Source organism: Haliscomenobacter sp., from assembly GCF_041740695.1.
In the GTDB taxonomy this organism is placed as follows: Bacteria; Bacteroidota; Bacteroidia; order Chitinophagales; family Saprospiraceae; genus Haliscomenobacter.
Map to the genome: position 1 here is coordinate 14493 of NZ_JBGSLK010000087.1, position 21432 is coordinate 35924.

The 21432-nt window shown below is 45.7% G+C and carries 19 protein-coding genes; 9 read left to right on the plus strand and 10 right to left on the minus strand.

The features are described 5' to 3' along the window. The first annotated feature begins 93 nt into the window (after window positions 1–93). The 3 genes from ACEW9O_RS17700 to ACEW9O_RS17710 are packed head-to-tail and all read left to right on the plus strand — an operon-like array spanning window position 94 to window position 2725. Complete coding sequence (locus ACEW9O_RS17700; protein WP_373551516.1) at window positions 94–1107, plus strand: hypothetical protein; 1014 nt, start codon at window positions 94–96, stop codon at window positions 1105–1107. A 43-nt stretch (window positions 1108–1150) separates the two neighbouring features. Beyond that, window positions 1151–1756 carry a hypothetical protein gene (locus ACEW9O_RS17705; protein ID WP_373551517.1) on the plus strand — a complete coding sequence of 202 codons (606 nt, stop codon included), beginning with the start codon at window positions 1151–1153 and terminating at the stop codon, window positions 1754–1756. Window positions 1757–1813: 57 nt separating this feature from the next. Beyond that, the gene (locus tag ACEW9O_RS17710; RefSeq protein ID WP_373551518.1) at window positions 1814–2725 is read left to right on the plus strand and encodes a restriction endonuclease; all 912 of its coding nucleotides are present in this window, start codon (window positions 1814–1816) and stop codon (window positions 2723–2725) included. A gap of 209 nt (window positions 2726–2934) precedes the next feature. On the opposite strand, the gene ACEW9O_RS17715 is transcribed toward ACEW9O_RS17710, so the two are convergent. Continuing rightward, window positions 2935–4533 carry an SH3 domain-containing protein gene (locus ACEW9O_RS17715; protein ID WP_373551519.1) on the minus strand — a complete coding sequence of 533 codons (1599 nt, stop codon included), beginning with the start codon at window positions 4531–4533 and terminating at the stop codon, window positions 2935–2937. Window positions 4534–4777: 244 nt separating this feature from the next. Between ACEW9O_RS17715 and ACEW9O_RS17720 the strand changes: the two genes are divergently transcribed. From ACEW9O_RS17720 to ACEW9O_RS17735, 4 genes are read left to right on the plus strand one after another with little or no spacing between them, the layout of a single operon-like run. After that, complete coding sequence (locus ACEW9O_RS17720) at window positions 4778–5530, plus strand: TIGR04255 family protein (protein WP_373551520.1); 753 nt, start codon at window positions 4778–4780, stop codon at window positions 5528–5530. Then, complete coding sequence (locus tag ACEW9O_RS17725; protein WP_373551521.1) at window positions 5511–5984, plus strand: hypothetical protein; 474 nt, start codon at window positions 5511–5513, stop codon at window positions 5982–5984. The genes ACEW9O_RS17720 and ACEW9O_RS17725 overlap by 20 nt, the downstream gene beginning before the upstream one ends. Window positions 5985–5991: 7 nt before the next feature. Continuing rightward, entirely contained in the window at window positions 5992–6348 is a 357-nt protein-coding gene (locus ACEW9O_RS17730) for a hypothetical protein (protein ID WP_373551522.1), read from the plus strand. A gap of 8 nt (window positions 6349–6356) precedes the next feature. Further along, on the plus strand, window positions 6357–6815 hold the full coding sequence (locus ACEW9O_RS17735; protein WP_373551523.1) for a macro domain-containing protein: 459 nt from the start codon (window positions 6357–6359) through the stop codon (window positions 6813–6815). A gap of 351 nt (window positions 6816–7166) precedes the next feature. Here the strand turns inward: ACEW9O_RS17735 and ACEW9O_RS17740 are convergent, their stop codons facing one another. After that, the gene (locus ACEW9O_RS17740) at window positions 7167–7391 is read right to left on the minus strand and encodes a helix-turn-helix domain-containing protein (protein ID WP_373551524.1); all 225 of its coding nucleotides are present in this window, start codon (window positions 7389–7391) and stop codon (window positions 7167–7169) included. 287 nt (window positions 7392–7678) lie between these two features. On the opposite strand from ACEW9O_RS17740, the gene ACEW9O_RS17745 reads away from it, so the two are divergent. Together ACEW9O_RS17745 and ACEW9O_RS17750 are read left to right on the plus strand one after the other, a co-directional pair. Beyond that, window positions 7679–8014 (plus strand): hypothetical protein, encoded by a 336-nt coding sequence (locus ACEW9O_RS17745; RefSeq protein WP_373551525.1) that lies wholly within the window; start codon window positions 7679–7681, stop codon window positions 8012–8014. A gap of 48 nt (window positions 8015–8062) precedes the next feature. After that, a complete protein-coding gene (locus ACEW9O_RS17750) occupies window positions 8063–8353 on the plus strand; it encodes a hypothetical protein (RefSeq protein WP_373551526.1) in 291 nt (96 codons plus the stop codon). 428 nt (window positions 8354–8781) lie between these two features. Here the strand turns inward: ACEW9O_RS17750 and ACEW9O_RS17755 are convergent, their stop codons facing one another. The 8 genes from ACEW9O_RS17755 to ACEW9O_RS17790 form a co-directional block, all read right to left on the minus strand. Continuing rightward, window positions 8782–11106, minus strand: coding sequence for a glycoside hydrolase family 3 N-terminal domain-containing protein (locus ACEW9O_RS17755; protein ID WP_373551527.1), 2325 nt, complete (start codon window positions 11104–11106; stop codon window positions 8782–8784). Between the two features lie 406 nt (window positions 11107–11512). Continuing rightward, a complete protein-coding gene (locus ACEW9O_RS17760; protein WP_373551528.1) occupies window positions 11513–14035 on the minus strand; it encodes a glycoside hydrolase family 3 C-terminal domain-containing protein in 2523 nt (840 codons plus the stop codon). 6 nt (window positions 14036–14041) lie between these two features. Next, window positions 14042–15334: a mandelate racemase/muconate lactonizing enzyme family protein gene (locus tag ACEW9O_RS17765; RefSeq protein WP_373551529.1), complete on the minus strand. Its 1293-nt coding sequence runs from the start codon at window positions 15332–15334 to the stop codon at window positions 14042–14044. Window positions 15335–15493: 159 nt separating this feature from the next. Further along, window positions 15494–17200 (minus strand): heparinase II/III family protein, encoded by a 1707-nt coding sequence (locus tag ACEW9O_RS17770; RefSeq protein ID WP_373551530.1) that lies wholly within the window; start codon window positions 17198–17200, stop codon window positions 15494–15496. Window positions 17201–17221: 21 nt separating this feature from the next. Continuing rightward, the gene (locus tag ACEW9O_RS17775) at window positions 17222–18232 is read right to left on the minus strand and encodes an ABC transporter ATP-binding protein (protein WP_373551531.1); all 1011 of its coding nucleotides are present in this window, start codon (window positions 18230–18232) and stop codon (window positions 17222–17224) included. Beyond that, window positions 18229–19248: an ABC transporter ATP-binding protein gene (locus tag ACEW9O_RS17780; RefSeq protein ID WP_373551532.1), complete on the minus strand. Its 1020-nt coding sequence runs from the start codon at window positions 19246–19248 to the stop codon at window positions 18229–18231. Before ACEW9O_RS17780 ends, ACEW9O_RS17775 begins: the two co-directional genes overlap by 4 nt. A gap of 4 nt (window positions 19249–19252) precedes the next feature. Further along, the gene (locus ACEW9O_RS17785) at window positions 19253–20392 is read right to left on the minus strand and encodes an ABC transporter permease (RefSeq protein ID WP_373551533.1); all 1140 of its coding nucleotides are present in this window, start codon (window positions 20390–20392) and stop codon (window positions 19253–19255) included. 41 nt (window positions 20393–20433) lie between these two features. Then, a complete protein-coding gene (locus ACEW9O_RS17790) occupies window positions 20434–21423 on the minus strand; it encodes an ABC transporter permease (RefSeq protein ID WP_373551534.1) in 990 nt (329 codons plus the stop codon). Window positions 21424–21432 lie beyond the last annotated feature (9 nt).

The window sequence follows — 21432 nt, forward strand, 5'->3', positions numbered from 1 at the left end:
GAGCTATCTAACTACATACCATTAAAATTATTTCCGTTGTGGTAATGATGCACTACAACGGCATTCAATAATTATCCACAAACTGATCAAACCATGAGCAGAGAAATTTCCCTTTTTGCTGATTACCAGCAGCGTGAAAACGCAGTAAGCAATTACTGCGGGTTAATGATGAAGTTGATTTATGAGGAGAGCCCTCGGAAGTTCGAGGAGTTGCTAACAACTCTTGTCCCAGATGCGACTGGTCTTATTGTTGGCCCATCATTTCATCAACAAACAAAACAAGGAAATGGTATTCCTGATTTATCCATTAAACAGCAGTCCTTTACGATTCTTTTTGAGAATAAATTATTCGACTGGTTTCACTCCGGACAGATTAATCGTCATGTAGAGGGATTTGATGATTCTGTTAAAATAAAAGTGCTATTCCTATTGTCGTCCGAGTTTAAAAATCCCGATAGTTTAGAGCAACAATTCCAGTCTCAAAAAGAAGCAGCTAAATTACACGGCATAATATTACAGCCAATAACTTACGAATATTTTGTTGATGCTTTGGAAAGTGTGTGTAAAACGGAGTTCTTACAGCGACTGATTGAAGAGTTTAAAATGTACTTGGATCGATATGGGCTTTTACCTAAATGGCGCTATCTCTTAGATGTCGTTAACTGCGGGGGCACGATGACGGAGGTGCTTGATAATGTGTACATGTGTCCAGACAAGGGAGGCCCATACAGTCATCGGAGAGCCAAATACTTTGGCCCATACGCCAATAAAAAGGTAGCAAAGATTTATGAAATTGATGCATTAGTAGTAGTATCCTCTAATTTGGAAGAAGCCAAAATAAAATGGAATAACTCAAAGGACACTGATGAGGCACTTTGCGAACGTGCCAAAGAAAAAGTAAAATTCTACCGCCTTGAAGAAAATGAGAATACACCACTTCAAGTGTTTTTATTAAGCGATGGGGCTACTACTAATTTTGAAAAAGACTCTGACGGCGGGATGCAACAATCCAAAAAATACTTTTGGGACATAGCAAGAAATCATCCCAATTCAGGTGCTCTTGCTAAGGAATTGGATGGTAAAAAATGGAGTAACTATAAAGCGTAATTCTTGTCCCGCTGAAACTCGGCGGGACACTAACCTATGAACAATGATTAAAGAAATTAACATCCCTGGCCTTTTCAGCCGATTACAAAAAGACGCAGAAAAACTCATACTCAATTCGGATGACTCTTATCTGAGAGCTTACCCAGAGTTCATCCGCTACTTTGAAGGCATTGATACCATCAACCAGCATCACCTGACCATTGGCATTCATTTTACCTATGGCTGGATGCCTACTATTTTCCAGTTCCAGTCAAATGCATTTGAGGAAGCCACTGACATATTGAACCGAGCCAAAAAGGGAGAAATCCCTAAAGTTGAAGAATTACAAACACTCAAACAGTTGCTCAACAACTCAATGGTTGGCACCTCCAAACTTTTACATTTCATCAATCCCGATAAATTCGCGATTTGGGATAGCAGGGTATTTCGCTACCTGACCGGAATGGAACCTCATCAAAACAGGATCGGGAATTGCAAAAGTTATTTGGAGTATTTGACTTTGTGCCAAGATTTGATTGTTCAGGATGGGTTCTCAACTTTACGTGAAAGAATGAAGGATTATGAGATGACGGATTTAAGAGTTGTGGAATTTATCATGTTTATGAATGGAGGAGCCAAAGGGCTGGTAGATCAGGAAGATGGAGGGTAGGAATTGATGATTCAAATTTTTAAGGCTAAAAAACCACATTCATAAAATTTTCTTTCCATGCCAATTCCAGACTACCAAACCCTCATGCTTCCCCTTCTTCGCCAGGTGGCAGACCAGCGCGAGTACAAATTTCGTGACCTCATTGAAGCTCTGGCTTCTGAATTCAAACTAAGCGAAGATGAGCGCAAAGAAATGTTGGCCAGTGGCCAACAACCCATTTTTGACAATCGGGTAGGATGGGCGCGCACCTACTTGAAAAAAGCGGGCCTGCTGGATTCTATCCGGCGTGGTTATCTGACCATTTCACCCCAAGGGCTGATGGTATTGAAACAAAACCCGGTTCGCATTGATGTTAAGTTTCTGCGCCAGTTTCCTTCATTCCTGGAATTCCAAGGTGCTGGCCGCAGCAACAGCGAAGAAGAACCCAATATCGAGCCGAGCATCCAGACTCCTGAAGAGCTTTTGGATCAAGCTTACCAGCGCATTCGCAAAGACCTGGCTGCGGAATTACTCAGCAAGGTACTGGAATTGTCGCCAGCCTTTTTTGAGCGCCTGGTTGTTGAGCTTTTGGTCAAAATGGGCTATGGTGGTTCTATCCAGGATGCAGGCAAAGCCGTAGGCCGCAGCGGTGACGAGGGCATTGATGGCACCATCAAAGAGGACAAACTAGGGCTGGACATCATCTACATCCAGGCCAAACGCTGGAAACCTGGCAATGTGGTAGGTCGGCCAGAAATTCAGAAGTTTGTCGGAGCACTGGCAGGACAAGGGGCCAAAAAAGGGATTTTTATTACTACCTCCAGTTTCACCCGCGAAGCATTGGATTATTCACCAAGGAATGAAACCAAAATTGTGCTCATTGATGGGGCATATTTGGCACAGTTGATGATTGACTATAATTTGGGCTGTGCTACGGACCAGGTGTACGAGGTGAAGAAGGTGGATGGGGATTATTTTGGGGAGGAGTGAGTTGTCATACAGTCGTTGTGGACAATTAATTCTACGGTCAAACCAGCCTTTTTTCTCTCACAAAGCTTGTTGAATAATTCGTGATTAGTAAACCAGTATACCGCAACTAGTATCTCATCTGTTGCTTCGTCAAGGCAATTCAAAATCTCTTGTCGTATGTTGTTAAAGTGTACTCTTACCATAGTCGTTCATAAAAATGGTCATGTGTTTTAATGGATTCGCTCTAAGGAAGTATCATATATATACCCCTCTTTTCCATTAAAAGAAACTTTAGTCCAAATGCCGGAAACAGAAACTAGTTTGACTTGAGATTGCTTTGGAACATCTACAACAATCTTATAATCGAGTGATGGACCTTCCCTTAAAACCATATTGTTGAACCTAACAATTGCCACTTTAAGCGAAGTCGTTGAAGGTTCAGTGAGTGGTTGAGGCTTAGAAAAATTTTGCGGTACAGAGTTAGCAGTTAAAACATCTTCAAATATGAAACCAGTTAAATCATTGACCTGTACCTGAAACCAAACGCCATCTTTCTTTGCTACAGATACCTTCGATCCCATCGGCAGTTGAAGAATAACTTTACTACCCAAAGAAGCTGATTCGTACATGTTGACTGTTGTGAATTTTGTGAACATTATTTTATCGACTTCAAGTTTTTTATTTGACGAATTAGCTGCGGTGGTATTTGTCTTATTCCCATTAGAAGAAATGTCTTTGTAAGAACTTGAAGGAGTAGTCACTGGTTTTGGGTTTTCTACTGTCCCTATAGAAGTCTTTTTAGGAATTGCCGATAGTGCATCCTCAAAAAGATAGCCTTTCATGGTTTTGTATTCAACATAGCACCAAATTCCTTCTTTTCGGATAAACACGACTTGCGAATTTTTCGGAATTTGAGCTATGATTGCGCCATCTAAAGAAGGTGTAAAGTATAGGTTGGATACTGAAAATTTTGTCAATACTTGATTGCTTTCATTACCCAGCTTCCCTGAATTTTTGATTTCTGGATTGGTGATTATTACCTTACTTGATTCTTCTTGTTTGGATTTGTAAGTTGTTTCAATAACATCACCCTGAAAAATGATGGGCTCATGACTATAATTTGAAAACGAAACCTCGTCTTCGAGATAGCTAGAATTCACGTAACCTTCAATAGTGCCATACGTGATTTGACACCAATTCCCTTCACATCCTAAGATTAGAAGTTTTTCACCTTTTGAAACTGTATTAATGACCGGATATTTGACAGAAGAACCAGACCTAATATTTAACTTTTCAGTATTTACGACTTTGTAATTGTATAGGGATGATTTTTCTGGGACGTACTTTATCTCAGAGCCGCTGCTAGTTGAATTAGAGTAATTTGAAGATGAACTTTCATTGTAATAGTTATTCAGATAAGTTTCTTGATTGCCTGTCGCTGTTTTTCCTGTGGATGGATTCGTGTTACCTGGATAACTCCAATTATTTAAAGGGTCTCCATCAGCAGCTGATCTGTAATGAGGCTTTACGTAAGTACCGTCTTGCCTGTAATATCCTTCAACTTTAACAGGAGAAGAGGAAGATGAAGAACTTTTTTCATAATGGTTTTTTAAGTATGTATCGGGATTACCTGTCGCAACTTTTCCCGTATAAGGATTAGTATTACCAGGGTAACTCCAATTATTATAAGGATTTCGATCTGGAGAGGATCTATAATGAGGTCTGACGTAGGTACCATCTTTTCGGTAATAGCCACTTACTTTTACTTGAGCAAAAATTGTAACTGCAAAAAAAAGTGACATTAATAAGAAAATAATATTCTTTTTCATCGAGTCTAATTTTAACGTTTAAATACAATACGGATTTCATGCTATAAGGTTTCATGCTATAAAAGAAAATATCTTCATGAAAGCCACTTACCGCATATTCTCAATCACATCCAACTGTTGGTGGATTTGGAATACATTATGAGTTTGGTGAAGCAGGTGGTATAGGTTTGATTAAGAAAATTCAACTAACCCCTTTAACAATCAAAATAAGCGCTTATATTTGATGCCAATCAATTACCCATCCATGGTCAAAAAGCTACCCAAAGCGCCACTACAAGAAGTCATTTTTGAAGTCCGTTGGGCCTTAGATTTAAATCCGGAAACCCAACACATTCAGGACAATGGCTATGAATATGCTGTGGGTAAATTTGAAAGTTACATTGAAGATAAGTTTCCGGTTGTAATCAAGAAGATTCCAGATGATTTTCCGGGCTATCCTCTGCACCATCCTGTCCACCAATTTTGGAGTGCGGAACGCACTTGGCCTGTGGTGCAATTGGGACCTGGAATCATGACCCTGAACGACACAGACAAAAACTACATTTGGGAAGACACCTTTTATCCTTGCTTAAAAGAGGTACTGAATCAACTTAGTCGTGCTTATGCCAAAAAGAAAACTTTGAACTTTATGACGTATACTTTACGTTATATCGATGTGGTCAAAATTGCGGATTACGATTTCGAGAATTGGCCAAGTTTTATTCAAAAAAATCTAAATTTTACTTTTGAGAACCAATTCGATGCAAGAGGTCTTCTTACGCAGTTCAATTTTCAACAAACCTTTGAACAAGCGGATGGAAGTGGGCTGAAAATTGTGTTGGCAAATGGTAAAAATGATAAGCAAGAACCGGTTTTCATTTGGCAAATTGAAATGACTCGAACGCAAAGAGTAGATTTAGATGCACTTTTGGAGTGGGTTGGAGCTTCGCACAAGGTTACTTCACAAGCATTTCATGACATTTGTAAAACACAATTCTATGGTAGCTTCAATCAATGATGCTGGTGTAAAATCTCCTAAAATTGAAGTGTCAACCCGGTTAGGTGAATATGACTTGGAACGCAATACCGAGCTGTTCGCGGGTAGTACGGTCTTTGCAGGGGCACCCTCTCGTACCAAGATGCGTAACACTTGGAGTAAATTATTGGGATTTAAAAATTTAAAGAAGGACTGGGATAGCTACGGTGCCGCCGCACCAGACTTAAATGCAATCAACAATGCCATTGAATTTGTGAATAAAGCTTATGAATTGAATCTCCCTATTTATTTTGTGGCTCCAGGAGTCAATGGAGAAGTTATGATCGAATTTAAAGCTGGTGATGATAAAGCAGCTGAAATATACTTTAACCCAGACAATAGCACAGAAATGCTCCTATTTGTAGGAGATGATGGCTTTTTTGAAGGTACGCTAGATAAGGATCTCAATCAATTAATAGATTTCATGCATAATTAGTTTTACGTTGGAAAAAGAACCGATCCTACGCTCCGACAAGCTTCTTAGGCGGGTTCAATTTTTGGACCCCAATTTCATCAAAGATGATGGAACGCCCTCGTCTTCAAGCTTCCAACCGAAAAAGAACGAGGATGGCTTGTCGGTAGATATTGAGCGCCTTACAGCCTACCCAAGGGCCATTGAAAATGCCAGCCGATTTCGACTGTTTAGCCTTGATGCAGCCATCACCGAAGATTTAGGCCTCATTAACGAGCACGACCCGATTGAAGGAAATGATGCTCATGCGCTGATTAAAGGTGATATTACCAAGAGTGTTGCAAGAAAATTGGCAGCAGCAGCGAGGCGTATCCACTACCCAGATTGAATTGAACCATGATCAACTACCAAACAGGAGACTTGCTGCAATCCCAAGCCGAGGCTTTGGTCAATACCGTAAATACCGTTGGCGTAATGGGCAAAGGCATCGCTTTACAATTCCGGGAGGCTTTTCCACACAATTACAAAAAATACCTGGACGCCTGCAAAAAGAAAGAACTACAGCCCGGCATCTTGCTGTCGGTATGGGACAATAACTTGCAAAGCGGCCAAAAACTCATCGTCAATTTCCCAACCAAAGTACACTGGCGCAACCCTTCCAAATACGAATACATCGAAAAAGGACTGGATGCCCTGCGGGATTTGCTGCTGGCGCAAGCGATCAAAAGCATCGCCATCCCGGCCTTGGGCAGTGGCAATGGTGGACTGGACTGGCAAAAAGTAAAATCCCTGATCGAAGCCAAGTTAAAAGACCTGGATGTAGACATTCAAGTGTACGAGCCCACGGAGATGTAGCCTACTTTTACGGAGATTGGACAGCGGCAAAACCATTCCCAAACACATCCTCAATGTTTTCAACGAAGAGGAATTGAATCGATCAGCAACTGTCGCAAAATTTGCGACAGCTCAAATAGAAGGAGCCACTGAGGTTTTAAGATAAGTGCTACCCAAATTGGAGCTACCTTAAGCGGCAGAGCCGCCAAACGTCGATAGCTTTTTAATGCACCATGCCGGGTTTAAGGTGCAGCGCACCGGAACGTCAGCGTCTTTGTTCCGGTACGCTGCACCTTCACCACAACATCTGGCACCTGGTGCTATCGACGTTTCGCGGCGCTGCCGCTGGTCATTGAGTTTAAGATTACATGTTTATTCCGTTTCCTCTCCCCCTTCCTTACTCGTCCCTTCACGCACGTACTTAAATACATCCGACTTAAACACATACCATTTCTTCAGCCGCTTGAATCCCTTCATGCGCCCTTCCCTCAGTTCCCGTTCAACGGTGTTTACGCTGACTTTGAGTAGTTCAGCAGCCGATTCCAGCGTCATCAGCTCTTCTGCCACGTAAAAGATATGTTTCTCAGACTCACTCATAAACGAATAGCTGAAAATTAAATTTAATCAAAAGTATTTCATAGGTACTTTTTAGATACTATATTGGTATCGTTTTAGTACTTTATTAGTTTTATAGCCTTGATTATTCAAAGCTTTTAAACGTAACCAATGGTCAAGATATGGAAAATTCAGCAAACTACAATTGCATCGGTAAAAACTGTTTGGTGCATGCACATGCTCCACCAGTGAACACCATTTCTTTCACAAAAACTAACATACTCACGGAACTTTTCACCCCCATTATTTGTCCACAAAACACCACACTCATGACCAAGAAACATCGGGGCCGCATCCAGGCCCAAGGCAACGGCGTAGAAAAATCGGTTACCTGGAGCCAGGATGAACCCCTTTCGCGGGAGCAAGGCAAAACGTTGCTCCAACAGCTCAAGGGGCAGCTCAGCGAGAAGGAACACGCCGAGCGTGCCGAGCAGTTTGAGCAGGCCGAGCGTTACATTGAAGGGGCCAACGGCATCCCCGCCCCGGAGCGGCGCACCTTTCAGAACCGCAAAACCAGAGATGTGCGGGTCGACATTGAGGTGCTGGCGGGTCGGGCGTTTGTTGCGGTGGCAGTTTTAGTGGTTTTATACTTTATTTTGAACTAACATTGTGGATGAAGGCGTTTTTCTTCACCCACGTAAAATTGTACAACAATGGATCAACATACTTCAAACTGGGTCAATTTTTTGGCTCAAATCGCCCCGGATTACCTCCTCATCCAAGAAGCAGCCGATGGCAATCCCCTCTTGCGGGTACAGGTAGGCGAACAACGCGTGTGCATCATCAAGGAAGTGGAGTCAAACTTCAGTTTCTGGATCGAACGCTATGAGGGCGAAACTGGCGAAAGCGGTGATGAACTGGTGGTAGATACCGGAATGGATGCGGAGCAACTGCGGCTGGCGCGGAATGTGGTGGAGGCGTTTTTGAAACGGAGAGGGGTGTAGTTAGGTGCCCACATCCCTGGGTTTTGGCGGTAACAAGGAGCAATAAGAGTTTTGATTTAATTAATTTTTTTTACCGCAGAGTTTCGCGGAGTAAACGCAGAGTTTCGCAAAGGTTTATTGGTTTTTAGGAGTTTTGCCACCTTTGGTGGCTGGAGGTCGAATACGATTAAAATTTGATTGTTTGGCATTTAGTGTTCATTTAATGCGCCTCTGAGTACTCTTTGCCACCGAAGGTGGCTTAAACTCTGAGAAACTCTGCGTTTACTCCGCGAAACTCTGCGGTGAAAATGTTGTAGCTGAATGGCTTTTTTGCCAAAAAACATGGTAATCCATTCATATTCAATGCAAATAAATCAGAATTCAAGTTATTTACCTTTTTCGCAGCTTCGCTCCAGCAGCTCGAAATAGAACCGATCGATTTTTGCCCCTCACTGCCTCATCACCTCAAACCGATCACTCAAATAATCCGTTGAACTTTTTCCAACCTGCACTTCAAATTCACCCGCCTCCACGATGCGTTTCATGTCCAATCCGTAATACTGCAATTTATCCGCAGTGATGTTAAAGGAGATCGTTTTGGTTTCTCCTTTTTTAAGCTGAATCCGGGCAAAATCTTTCAATTCCTGCACGGGCCGGGTGACCGAGCTAACCAGATCGCGGATGTACAACTGCACAATTTCATCGCCATCCCGCTCGCCTGTATTGGTGACGGCCACACTCACTTTAAGGGGTTCGCCCACAATTACTTTTTTGCTGCTCAAGCTCAGGTTGCTGTAGTTGAATTGGGTGTAACTCAAGCCAAAACCAAATGGGTACAAGGGGGAATACGGCCCGCTGATGTAATCACTTTCGTGAACATAGGGTTTGCGGTTGTAATACACCGGCAATTGCCCCACATGTCGGGGGATGGTGACGGCCAGTTTGCCACTGGGATTCACTTTGCCAAACACCACATTGGCCACAGCGTTGCCCTGCTCCTGGCCCAAATACCAACCTTCGATGATGGCGGGAGCCTGTTCTGCTAAATAATTGATGGAGAGGGGGCGGCCATTGATCAGCAGCACCGCCGTTTGTTTGTTCAACTCAAAAATGGCTTTGGCCAAATCATTTTGTCTACCGAGGAGGTCCAGGTCAAATCGGTCTCCGGTATGGTTTTTCCACTCTTCGCGGCAGGTGAGTTCATTGCCGCCCATGACCAATAAAACCGCATCGCAAGTTTTTGCCAATGCTACCGCTTCGGCGATTCGGCGGTTCTCCGCTTCGATCGTTTTGTCCTCCGCTTTGATGCTCGTGTCGTTTTCATAAATCTTGTAGCCCTCGGCAAATACCACTTCAAACTTTCCTTTTCCGTAGTTGCGCAAGCCCTCCACGATGTTTACGCCGGGCGAAATGTCATTTGAATAGGTGCCATAATGTACTTCATCGGCGTTGGGCCCGATGATGGCCAGGCGCTTGATTTTTGTATCGCTGAAGGGCAGGGTCTTGTTGTCATTTTTCAACAGAATCATTCCTTTTTCGGCAGCTTGTAGCGCCAGTTGACGGTGCTTCAGTTTGGCCTCTATTTTTGTTTTTTCATCCATCGCCTGGATGTAAGGCTGTTCAAACAGGCCCATGGTGAATTTATTCCGCAACACCCGGGCCACCGCCGAGTCCAGCGTCGACTCCTTGACTTCACCCGCTTTAATCAGCGCGGGTAAAAAACGAAAACAGTAATTTTTCCAGTTGCTGGGACATTCAAAATCCATTCCGGCATTGATGGCGCGTTTTCCGGCTTCCGCCTGGTTGAGGCTGGAATGCTGGCGGTACACCATCCGGTTGACCGCATCGTAATCGGAGATCACATAACCCGTAAAACCCCATTCCCCCCTCAGCACATCATTGAGCAACCATTTGTTGGCGTGATTGGGCACCCCGTCAATTTCATTGTAGGAGGCCATGACGGTGCGCACCTTGGCTTTTTTAACCGCCATTTCAAAAGGGAAAAAATGGTTTTCGCGCAGCACCCTTTCCGACAAATTTGACGGCGCGAGGTTGGTGCCGCCTTCGGGTTGGCCATGGCCCGTAAAATGTTTGGCGCAGGCGATCAAGTGCTGGCCATCAATTTGGGGCGAGCGGCCTTGTAAGCCCAAAATGGCAGCAACGCCCAGTTGTGCGACGTGGTAGGGGTCTTCGCCGAGTATCTCGTCGGCTCTACCAAAACGAGGGTCGCGCAACAAATCGATCACGGGGGTAGCGGCATGGGTCACCCCAAAACCGCGCATTTCTTTGGCCACCGCACCAAAAACCGCTTCAACCAAGGTGGTATCCCAGGTACTGCCCAGTGAGGCGGAAACGGGAAATACGGTGGGTTGATCCTCGTTGCCCACAAATCCGTGGCAACCTTCGGCATTTGAAATGGCGGGGATGCCCAGCCGGGTCTGCTCTACAAAATATTTCTGAATGGCGTTGAAGCGGGCCATGTACGCGGCATCATTCATGCGAACGTTGAATTGCAGGAAGCCGATGCCATTTTTTACGGTATCGCCCAAAGCGGCGATGGCGTTTTTGAGTTCGGCAGGGTTGCTTAAATCCATTTTTGGATGCCAAATGTCGATTTGTCGGCATTTGTCCTCCAGGGTCATGCGGGCCAATAGATCTTTGATGCGCAGTTCAATCGGGGCGGCTGGGTCTTTGTAAATGGGTTTGGGGCTAACTTGCGCGTGGAGCATTGCGCAGACCATGAAAAAAGACAAAAGCAGAGCAAAGTTTTTCATAAGCTTATCATTTTGTATACATTTAGCATCGTGCTTTTGGTTCAGCACCCCAAACCCCTAAAGGCAGGGGCGATTGGTTCTGGTTTTGAACATGGCGATAAGCCCCGCTAGGGGCGAAATATGGGTAGTCTATTGCGATATCCAGGATTTCCCGAGTCCCGTAGGGACGAAATGTGGGTATTTTGTCTCGAAGGATACCCATATCGCGTCCCTACGGGACTTTGAGAAACATCTGGACCGTTATTAACTACCCATATCACGCCCCTAGCGGGGCTCCCGTTGCGCGAAAAACCAGAACCAATCGACCCTGCCTTCAGGGGTCGGGGGTTGGAAAGCCTCAGCACAATCCTGCGCTGAATGCACCTTTTTTACTCAAGTCAACGGGGTTGAGCCGAAAGCGAGGTGCTTACTTCAAAATATTCACAATCTCCCTAGGAATTACTTTCCCATGGGGCACAATGAGCTGAGCCTCACAAGTATTGTTTGTTTTGATCAGGTCCTTACTTCCGGCTACTTCTACTTTCGCGGTGATGTTGAAGGTGCCCGTTGGGGTGATCCAGTCTTTTCCATTCAATCCCTGCGCACAGGCAAGCTCCATTCCGGCGATTGGGATGGACGTGGAGTTCGAATAGTAATAAGCAACCTCTTTGCCATCTACGTAAAAGCGCACAATGTGTTTGTCTCCGGCGCGGGTTGCGGCGGTTCCTGCATTGATCAAGGAGGCCATAAACACCAGCGGTTCGCCCGGTTTGGGAAAGGTGGGCATGGTACGAATGTTCGTCACCAGCAAATCGGCTTTTGCTTTGGCAGGGTTCAGGTTAAAAGTCGCCTTGAGGGGTAGCACATTCGAGGCACCCCCGACCTGCACAACATATTCTCCTGCGGGCACCAGGTACGATTTTGTTGGTTCATTGTAAACATACAACTCCTCCGGGCTCAGCTTTATGGTGATTCTTTTGGATTCGCCGGGCCGCAGCATTACTTTTTCAAAGCCGCGCAATTGTTTGACGGGCATGGCCAGGGCTGGCGTGATTTTGCCCGTAGACAGGTACAGTTGCGCCACTTCCTCGCCAGCCAGCGTTCCAGTGTTTTTTAGATCAAAAGAAACTTCGATCAAGTCGCCTACCCTGGCATTCGGACGATTGATGCGCATGTTTGTATACGCGAAAGTCGTATAGCTCAATCCGGCACCAAAGGCAAATTCAGGCGTCAATTGTTGGGTGTCGAACCAGCGGTAACCCACGCCACGGGTCACCAGATTCCTAAAGTCGGTACTGATGGGGATAATTTGCTGGTCGTCTTTGGGGATGGAGGCTGGTAGTTTTCCGGAAGGATGATAGTGGCCAAACAGCACATCGGCAATGGATCGGCCACCTTCCTGGCCGGGGTAAAAGGCATAAAGCAATCCTTTTACATTTTTTAAAACCGGGGTGACACTACAGGTGCCGCCGGAAATAACCACCAGAATGATATTGGGATTCACCTTGGCAATTTCGTTGATCAATTCATTCTGCAGGCCGGGCAGCAAAACGGTTTGTGAAGGCCGGTCGGGTCGGGAAAGGATGCCGCCGCCTTTTTCATCGGCTTCTTTGTCCAAAAAATACCCCTCCCCTTCCATGGTACTGTCCAGCCCGGCGACAAACACCACGTATTCCGCTTTCGCCGCAGCGTCAAGAGCCGCCCGGAACTGCGACCTGCTCGTATCACTCATGTTGCAGCCTTTGGCGTACAGCACGCGTTGCTCACCCACAATGGTTTTGATCCCCTGAGTCACCGGGATGCGGTAAGCGGGCAGCACTTTTGAGCTGCTGTTGCCATCCAGCGGTAAAAATGCCGCGTTGGGGCCGATCACGGCAATGGATTTGAGCTTCTCTTGGTTGAGGGGCAAGATGTTTTGCTCGTTTTTTAGCAACACTAAACTTTTTAGTCCACTTTCATAAACCAGTTCCCGGTGTGCTTTGCTGTCGATCACGTTGGCAGGCACCGGAGGCACGCCATCAATCATACCCGAAATGATTTTGGTACGCAATACATTTTTTGTGGCTCGGTTGATCAGGTTGGTGTCAAAAAGGCCCGTTTTAACCCCGGCGGGTAACTCTTTGATGTACAGGTCGTTTCCTTCGCAAAAATCAAGTTCGGCATTCAGGGCTTTGCCCGTTTCTTTGAACCCACCCCAATCACTCATGGTGTAATAATTGAAACCCCAGTGATCGCGCAAAAGGGTCTTGATCAGGTATTGGTTTTCTGCGCATTTGTCCCCATTGACCCAGTTGTAGGCACACATCACGGAAATGGCGCCTCCGTACTGAATGGTTCTTTTCCAATGCGCGCCCCAAAATTCGACCAGGCTTCTTTCATCACTCAGGTAATTGTTGGTTCGGCGATTGACTTCGTACGTGTTTAAATTGTAGTGTTTGATGGAGCCAAAAACGGAGGTGGTGTTTTGACCCAGTACAAAAGCTGCGGAAATCCTGCCGCCAAGGAAGGGGTCTTCACCTATCGTTTCCGGCGCACGGCCAATCCGGGGGTCAATCAGCATGTCCAGCGTAGGCCCGGCGATTCGGTCTTTGCCCCTGGCGGCCTGTTCCAGGGAGATGGCCCTGCCCACACGGGTAATCAAACCAGGATCCCAGGAGGCGGCCATGGCGATGGTAACTGGAAAGGAAGAAAAACCTTTTGCCTTGTTGCCAATCCCATGGGGCCCGTCACTCCCTTTGAACTGGGGTATCTTGAGTCTGGCGTTGCCATCGGTCAGGTAATACAATTGCTCAATTTTCTCCTGAGCACTCATTTTTCCAAGCAGATCATCCACCCTTTTTTCCAAGGCATCAATCGTTTCAATGGATTGAGCAAATGTGCCGATGGAGCACAACAAACCAGCTAAAATCAGAATGTTTTGCAAAATAGTGGTGGTGAATTTATGCTTCATTGTAGACTATTTTTTAATGGCATCAACCGGGATGCCGAAATGAGTGCCAACCATTGGTTTGTCGAATTGAGGAGTAGGTTCGAAGTAGCCGGGAATGATCAGGTGCTGCTTTACCACTTCCTCATTCAATTCTACGCCAAGTCCTGGCTTTTCCGGAACGGTATATTCCCCTTTGTTGATGATTGGTTTTTCAACCCCTGTAACCAGATCACCCCACCATGGCGTATCCACCGCGTGGTTTTCCATGCTGATAAAGTCATCAACCAAACAGGCACAATGAAGGCTTGCTATACATCCAACCGGGGAGCCCGCAAAATGGAACATCACCGGAATCCCGAACATGTTGGCGTAATCCGCAATCTTTTTTGTCTCAATAATCCCCCCTGAAGTTTCCATATCCGGGTGGATGATGTCAACCGCATGATTTTCGATCCAGGGGCGGAAAGCCTCCAATCCAAAAAGATCCTCGCCATTGAGGGTGGGTGTTGGCGAACCGTCGGTGATCATTTTATTGAGTTGGATGGAATTCGTCCGGTCCCAATTGATGACATCCTCAATGTAGGCCAGGCTGTATTTTTCCATGGCTTTACCCAGGCGAATACCATCGTCAACGTTGAGGTATCCAAAATGATCTGCGCCCAAAACTTTATCATATCCAATCACACTTCTTACTGCTTCAACGTATTCGCCCCAATAGGCCAGCCCTTTGTCGGTGGGAGATTGCCCACTCAGTGCTCCCGGTTTGTCCTGAATCAATCTTTTTTGCAAATCCATTTTATAATGGGTGAAGCCCATATCCAGCCGCTTTTTCATAAGTGCTTTGTACACTTCCGGATCGGATTCGGAAGGTGTATCACAGTATGCCGTAATCTTGCTCCGGCGTTTTGATCCGAATAGCCGGTAGGCGGGTATGCCCAGCACTTTGCCCGCAATATCGCACAAGGCCATATCGATCGCACTGTAGCCTCCGCCGTTGCGACTCTGACCAGCCATGGGTTTGATGCGCTTCAAAATGCCCTCGATATTCAAAGGATCCTGGCCTACCAAAAAAGATTTGTAAATCAATGCCTGGCTGAGTCGTCCACTGTCCCGAACTTCGCCAAGCCCGTAGACATCCTGGTTGGTATAAATTTTTATGATTGGATAATTCTCTCCTCCGGCTCTTACTGTACACCCTCTAATGTCGGTAATTTTTAAGTCTGCTGGTCTGGAGGCCGATTCAGCAGGATTGATGGCCAGGCCAGTCAATGATAAGCCCGCAAGGCCTGTAGAATTCCTTAAAAACGCGCGTCGTTTCATTTTGAAGGTTTTAGCGTTGTTAAAAAGACTGTTTTGTGCTGTTAAGCTCGAGAAAAACAGCATATTCCAGGCCTTTTGTGCGGTATTTATTTGCTACAACGTTGTCGAAAGATGTTTGTGCCATATCCTGTTGCGTTGCTGTTTCATCATTTTATTTGTTTAAGCTATACTAATTGCGATTTCGCTAAGGTCACCTACTTCTGTCCATTTAACAATGAGCTGTCTGAAACCACCATTACTCATTTCGGGTTCCACCTGTTCGGCGGAGATGACTTCAAACACCGCCGCTACTGGTTGAAGAATCGTAGCAACAATTTTTTCTCCATCCTTCAACAGTTCGGCGCTATTGCCGTGAAGCACAATTTCTGCATCAGTAAGCATTTGCCACTGTACCAATTTTGCTTCACCCGCCCATTCAATTTTATCGGTAATCAAGACTGTAGCGTTATCAAGCATTTTTATAGAACGAATCACTGAAGTGGCATGAGGCGTATAGACCTCCGTAAGATCAATGCTGGCTTCCGGGTCATTCCCCGTTGCGGCATAACTGATTATTTTGGCTTTTGCCAGCACCCGCTGAATACCGTTGTTTAAGACCAGGGTATTGTGGGATTTGTTGTTCAGCCGGAAGTAATTCCAGCGTCCGCCAGTTTCCGAGCGATTGAAATATTCAGGCAAATCGTAACTGTCGCGGCCCAAATCGATGGCCCAACGAACCCCTTTCCTATCCAACACAAAGGAACCAATATCGAGGTGGGCATGGTCGGCCTGGTTGAAACCACCCTTAAAAGCGATAAAAGTTGCTCGGGGGTTGGCCCATTCACTGCGGAATACCCCCATGTTGATGTCACTGAAATTCCGGTTCAAGGGCAACTGGGGCACATTTAATGGTGCGGGCACATACCAAACCAAATTGAACGCATCGCAATACGTACGGTCGCTTAGTGATTTTTTCAGTAAGCGGTGGTTTTCGGTGATAAAAACGTCGTTGTTGAAGTATTTCCCCAACCAGAACAGGGTGGGTATGGGGTTGTAGGTTTCAGCCGCGTCGGCAAAATTGAAAAACTTGTCAAAGGGGCCAGCCGTGTAGATCGGGAATAAACCGGTTTTGTTGAAACCTTCGGTTTTTGAAAGGCCAAAATCATCACCAGTCACTTTGAGTAAGGCATCGATTAGTAAAACACTGTACCAGGTTGTGTACTGCCAGTAATCGGGGCCAGCTTCCCACCCGCCTTCTTTTCCATAGCTGTTGAAGGCAATGGGCAAAAATTTTACGGTTGCGTCAAATACCTCTTCACAAAGTTGGGGCTCTTCATCAGCGACTGCAAGCGCGCCAATAATCAGGCCGCCATTACAAACCTGGTTCCAATTGAACTTGTGCCCAGCCCACCAAATGTTCTTTTTGTGTTCTTCGATACCCGGTTGAATGCCTTTGCTGATCATGGCATTTTTAATGGCGGTAAGGTCTGCTTTGGGTAGCACGTGGTAAAGCCAATCGTACCCAATGGCAAAGGCAGTAATGAGTTCGGCAGTATCCAGAAAATGATCTTTGTTCCAATGCGGAAAAGCGGCGGCGGAGATCAATTCATCCTTTGCCCTGATGGCGTATTTTTCATCGCCGCTTAACAGGCAGGATAAGGCCAGTATGGATACCCGGGAATGGATTTCCTGACAATTTTTCAACATGCGCGGGCCAGTTATTTTAAAAGGCACCACGTCTTCATCCAATAAAGCAGTCGCTTTGTTGATCAATCCACTTTTTAGTGCAGCAAAGAAGGGATCGGTCTTTTCAAGCCGTTTCAACTCGCTGATCCGTTCCTGATTGATGAACAAGCGAGGGTGTTCATGCGTAATGATTTCTATCATTTTTCTGTTTTTAGACATGCGCTAAATTCCTTTCAAATCCAAATCAAAATGACAGGCTACTTGATGCTCCGTCCCGATGTCCCTTAGTGCAGGATACTCCGTTTTGCAAATTTCCTGCGCATATGGACAGCGTGGATGAAAATAACATCCTGATGGTAAATTAGAGGCATCGGCAATGCCGCCCTTTAGCATTTTTTCCGGCTTTGTTTTGGTACTTGTCCGGGGAATGATGGACAAAAGCCCTTCGGTATAAGGATGTGCCGGATGGTTAAAAATGTCTTCACTGCGACCCATCTCCACAATTCGACCTACATACATGACCGCGAGCGTATCACACATGTAGCGAATTACGCTTAAATCGTGTGCGATAAACAAGTAGGTGAGCTCAAATGACTGCTGGAGCTCTTTCAGTAAATTCAATATTTGCGCCTGCACCGACACGTCGAGCGAGGAAACCGGCTCGTCGGCCACCACCAATTGAGGTTGGGTGACCAAAGCCCGGGCGATGCCGATACGCTGTCGTTGACCACCGCTGAAAGCATGGGGATAACGATCCATGTAATCGGGGCTTAAGCCTGACTTTTGGAGTATTTCGGCAATTTTATTTTTGTACTCATTCAAATCACCTCTGCCGCTGGCCCGCAAGGGTTCTCCCACAATTTGCTGAATGGTCATTCGGGGATCAAGAGAAGAATAGGGATCCTGAAATACCATTTGAATTTTTTTTCGAAGCGGGCGCATTTGTCGATTGGAAAGGGGAACCAATTCGATTGGGCCCAGCTCATTGTCGTAAAAGGTAATGCTTCCACTGGTTGGGTTCATCACCTTCATGATCAAGCGGCCCGTAGTGGTTTTCCCACAACCACTTTCACCCACCAAACCAAATGTTACGCCTTTGTAAAGTTTGAAACTCACGCCGTCAACTGCTTTAACCAGCCCCTTGGTTTTATCAAAAAAGCCGCCCTGAACCGGAAAGTACATGCACAAATCCACCACCTCAAGAAGGAGTTCTTTTTTTGTTGGTTCCATCATTTCTCACTGTTAATTGACGTGCTATACAGGTGGCAGGCGACGCTCCAGGTTTCAGAAACAGCATACTGAAGCGGTTGAATTTTATCACAAACCCCTTTGATCACTTTTGGGCACCGTGGATGAAATTTGCAGCCAGTTGGATGGTTGTAGGGGTCAGGAATCCCCCCGCTCAGAACTTCCAATTTCTGACCCTCGTAGGCTTTGTCTATCCGTGGAATTGAATTCAGCAATGCTGCGGTATAGGGATGTTTTGGTGCGCGAAACAAGTCATCAACCGGTGCATGTTCTACAATTTGTCCCAGGTACATGACCATTACCTCATCCGCAATATTGGAAACTACGCCCAGGTTGTGTGAAATATAGAGAATCGCGGTATTCAGGGTTTTCTGACGTTCGGCCAGCACTTCAAGAATTTGGGCCTCGGTCGACACATCCAGTGCCGTCGTTGGTTCATCGGCAATCAGCATTTCCGGGTTACAGGCCAATGCCATGGCAATCATGGCCCGCTGGCGTTGTCCTCCACTTATTTGGTGCGGATATTGGTTGATTACCTTTTCCGGCCTGGGCATTCCCACCGAACGGAGGCTTTCAACCACCATTTGCAGGGCGTCCGCTTTATTCACTTTTTCATGCAGGATCAATACTTCCGAAATTTGATTTCCGAAGGTATGCATCGGCCCAAACGAGGTCATGGGTTCCTGAAAAATCATGGCAATTTCTTTCCATCGAATCGATCGGATGAGTTCGCCAGTGGTATTCAGCTTTTGAATGGCGAGTTCCCCGTGTTTTGGTGAAAAAAAGTTGATTCCTCCCGAGGTAATTATCCCGGGGGCTTCAATGCGCAACAAGGTGCGGGCAGTCACACTTTTGCCGCTTCCACTCTCGCCAACCACGCCCAGCACTTTACCTTTTTTCAGTTGAAATGAAACCCCATTTACCGCAGTTACCGTGCCTTGCCGCAGTTTAAACTCTACCTTCAAATCTTTTACTTCCAATAAGTTATTCTCTGTGGTCATCGGCTTAATTTTTATAAGGATCGGCGGCATCGCGGATTCCATCACCAACAAAATTGAAGGCCAATACGGCAATAACAACCAGTAAAGCCGAAATCAACAACCAGGGATAGGCCGATATAGCGGCAAGGTTTTGAGCATCTTGTAACAATACCCCCAAACTTACGGTGGGTGCACGCAATCCAAGGCCAAGGAAACTAAGGGTAGTTTCGCCAAGAATCATTTTAGGAATTTCAAGGGTCAGGCTTACGATGAGATAGCTCATAAAACCGGGCAGCAAATGGGTAGTTATGATTTTCCATCCTGAAGTCCCACAAACTTTGGCCGCAACAATGTATTCTTCTTCCCGAAGTTGGAGCAGCTTTGACCTCACCTGGCGCGAAAGTCCGGTCCAGCTGCGCAGCGCCAATATTACCGTAATGGCAAAATACACTTTGAGGTTTCCCCAATCTTGTGGAATAACTGCACTCAAAGCCATCCACATCGGAATGGTGGGGATACAGGAAATAAACTCGACCAATCGTTGAACGATGTTGTCAATGATTCCACCATAATACCCGGCAATACCACCAATAACAGACCCAAGGATAAAAGCGATAAAGACCCCCAATAAACCCACGGTCAGAGAAATTTGTAAACCGGAGATGTTCCTCGAGAAGCAATCGCGGCCAAGCACATCGGTTCCCATCAGGTTGATCGAAGTTTGAGGATCGACTCCAAACAAATGAATGTTTCCTTTGACCAAGCCCAGCCAACGGTATTCGGCACCTTTTACAAAAAAACGGACCGGATAGGGCTTGGATTTGTCCGGTTTAAATGTTCTTTCGAAAGTTTCGGTATTTAAAATTATATCTTGTTTATAGACAAAGGGCCTGCTCAATTTTCCTTGATGAAAAATGCGAATTTTTGACGGAGGGGCATAAATGTATTTTGAGTCCTCCCAGGCGTCATAAGGGGTTATGATCGGGGAAAAAAGAATGCATGCATAAAAAATCACAAGTATATACAGCCCTACAATCGCCAATTTATGGTCTTTAAATTTTGCCCAAATCAATGCCCATTGCGATGCAGAATGAAGCGCATTGAATTTATTCGGCTCGCTATTTTTCGGTTTGCGGAAACCCCGGAAAAATGTTGGTGTCTTCATGCTCATTCTTTTAGAGCTTGTTTAAGTTCTTAAACAAGCTCTTAACCCAAACGAATTCGGGGATCGGTAATGGCCAATACAATATCCGAAATGAGTAGGCCAATAATGGTCAAAATGCTTAAGATCATGATGCACCCGGCAGCCAGGTACATGTCTTCGCCCAACAATGCCCGGTACAACAATGGCCCAATGGTGGGAAGCCCCAATACAATTGCGGCAATGGTTTCGCCGGAAAAGAGCTCTGGAAGTAACCATCCACCCGAACTGATGATTGGATTCATGGCAGCCCTTACCGGATATTTGTGAATAAGGGTGCTTTCCTTTAGCCCTTTTGCCCTTGCGGTAGTGACATATTGCTTTCCCAGCTCATCCAACAACGTGGCCCGCATGGTGCGGATCAGTGCAGCCGTCCCCGCTACGGTGATGACAATAATGGGTACCGGCAAATGTTTCATAAAATCAATCGCCTTGGCCATTGACATGGGCTGATCCATAAATTGGGGAGATTGCAATCCCCCGATACTGATCCCAAAGCCCTGGTAGGCAATCCACATCAGGATTAAAGCCAACAGGAAACCCGGAATGGCCATGCCCATAAAGCCCAATAATGAAGCCAAAAAATCACCTACTGAATATTGTCGGCGCGCCGAATAAATCCCCACCGGAATAGAAACCAGGTAAATGACCAGCAATGAGGTAAAAGACAACAACAAAGTAGCCGGGAGCCGCTCTACAATAACCGACTCCACTTTTTTTGTATACAAAAATGAAACGCCCATATCCCCCCGAACAAACCGATAAAACCATTTACCATATTGCACAATAAAAGGCTGATCAAGGCCATAGCTGTGCCTTAGCGCAACCATGGATTGATTGTCGACCGCCATTCCGGATTTTTCCAAGCGGGCGATATACGAGCTTAAAAAGTCGCCCGGAGGGAGCTGGATGACCAGAAAGCTAAAAAACGATACGAACAGCAGCACCAAGGTGCCCCATAACAATCGTTTTATGATGTATTTGATTAGTTTCATTTGGAATGT

What these genes read in the sequence shown, in the direction of transcription:
- ACEW9O_RS17780 (WP_373551532.1), bottom strand. Translation starts at nt 19,248, where the DNA reads ATGACCACAGAGAATAACTTATTGGAAGTAAAAGATTTGAAGGTAGAG.
- ACEW9O_RS17705 (WP_373551517.1), top strand. Translation starts at nt 1,151, where the DNA reads ATGATTAAAGAAATTAACATCCCTGGCCTTTTCAGCCGATTACAAAAA.
- ACEW9O_RS17745 (WP_373551525.1), top strand. Translation starts at nt 7,679, where the DNA reads ATGACCAAGAAACATCGGGGCCGCATCCAGGCCCAAGGCAACGGCGTA.
- ACEW9O_RS17755 (WP_373551527.1), bottom strand. Translation starts at nt 11,106, where the DNA reads ATGAAAAACTTTGCTCTGCTTTTGTCTTTTTTCATGGTCTGCGCAATG.
- ACEW9O_RS17710 (WP_373551518.1), top strand. Translation starts at nt 1,814, where the DNA reads ATGCCAATTCCAGACTACCAAACCCTCATGCTTCCCCTTCTTCGCCAG.
- ACEW9O_RS17790 (WP_373551534.1), bottom strand. Translation starts at nt 21,423, where the DNA reads ATGAAACTAATCAAATACATCATAAAACGATTGTTATGGGGCACCTTG.
- ACEW9O_RS17750 (WP_373551526.1), top strand. Translation starts at nt 8,063, where the DNA reads ATGGATCAACATACTTCAAACTGGGTCAATTTTTTGGCTCAAATCGCC.
- ACEW9O_RS17785 (WP_373551533.1), bottom strand. Translation starts at nt 20,392, where the DNA reads ATGAAGACACCAACATTTTTCCGGGGTTTCCGCAAACCGAAAAATAGC.
- ACEW9O_RS17735 (WP_373551523.1), top strand. Translation starts at nt 6,357, where the DNA reads ATGATCAACTACCAAACAGGAGACTTGCTGCAATCCCAAGCCGAGGCT.
- ACEW9O_RS17725 (WP_373551521.1), top strand. Translation starts at nt 5,511, where the DNA reads ATGGTAGCTTCAATCAATGATGCTGGTGTAAAATCTCCTAAAATTGAA.
- ACEW9O_RS17720 (WP_373551520.1), top strand. Translation starts at nt 4,778, where the DNA reads ATGGTCAAAAAGCTACCCAAAGCGCCACTACAAGAAGTCATTTTTGAA.
- ACEW9O_RS17715 (WP_373551519.1), bottom strand. Translation starts at nt 4,533, where the DNA reads ATGAAAAAGAATATTATTTTCTTATTAATGTCACTTTTTTTTGCAGTT.
- ACEW9O_RS17770 (WP_373551530.1), bottom strand. Translation starts at nt 17,200, where the DNA reads ATGATAGAAATCATTACGCATGAACACCCTCGCTTGTTCATCAATCAG.
- ACEW9O_RS17765 (WP_373551529.1), bottom strand. Translation starts at nt 15,334, where the DNA reads ATGAAACGACGCGCGTTTTTAAGGAATTCTACAGGCCTTGCGGGCTTA.
- ACEW9O_RS17760 (WP_373551528.1), bottom strand. Translation starts at nt 14,035, where the DNA reads ATGAAGCATAAATTCACCACCACTATTTTGCAAAACATTCTGATTTTA.
- ACEW9O_RS17775 (WP_373551531.1), bottom strand. Translation starts at nt 18,232, where the DNA reads ATGATGGAACCAACAAAAAAAGAACTCCTTCTTGAGGTGGTGGATTTG.
- ACEW9O_RS17740 (WP_373551524.1), bottom strand. Translation starts at nt 7,391, where the DNA reads ATGAGTGAGTCTGAGAAACATATCTTTTACGTGGCAGAAGAGCTGATG.
- ACEW9O_RS17700 (WP_373551516.1), top strand. Translation starts at nt 94, where the DNA reads ATGAGCAGAGAAATTTCCCTTTTTGCTGATTACCAGCAGCGTGAAAAC.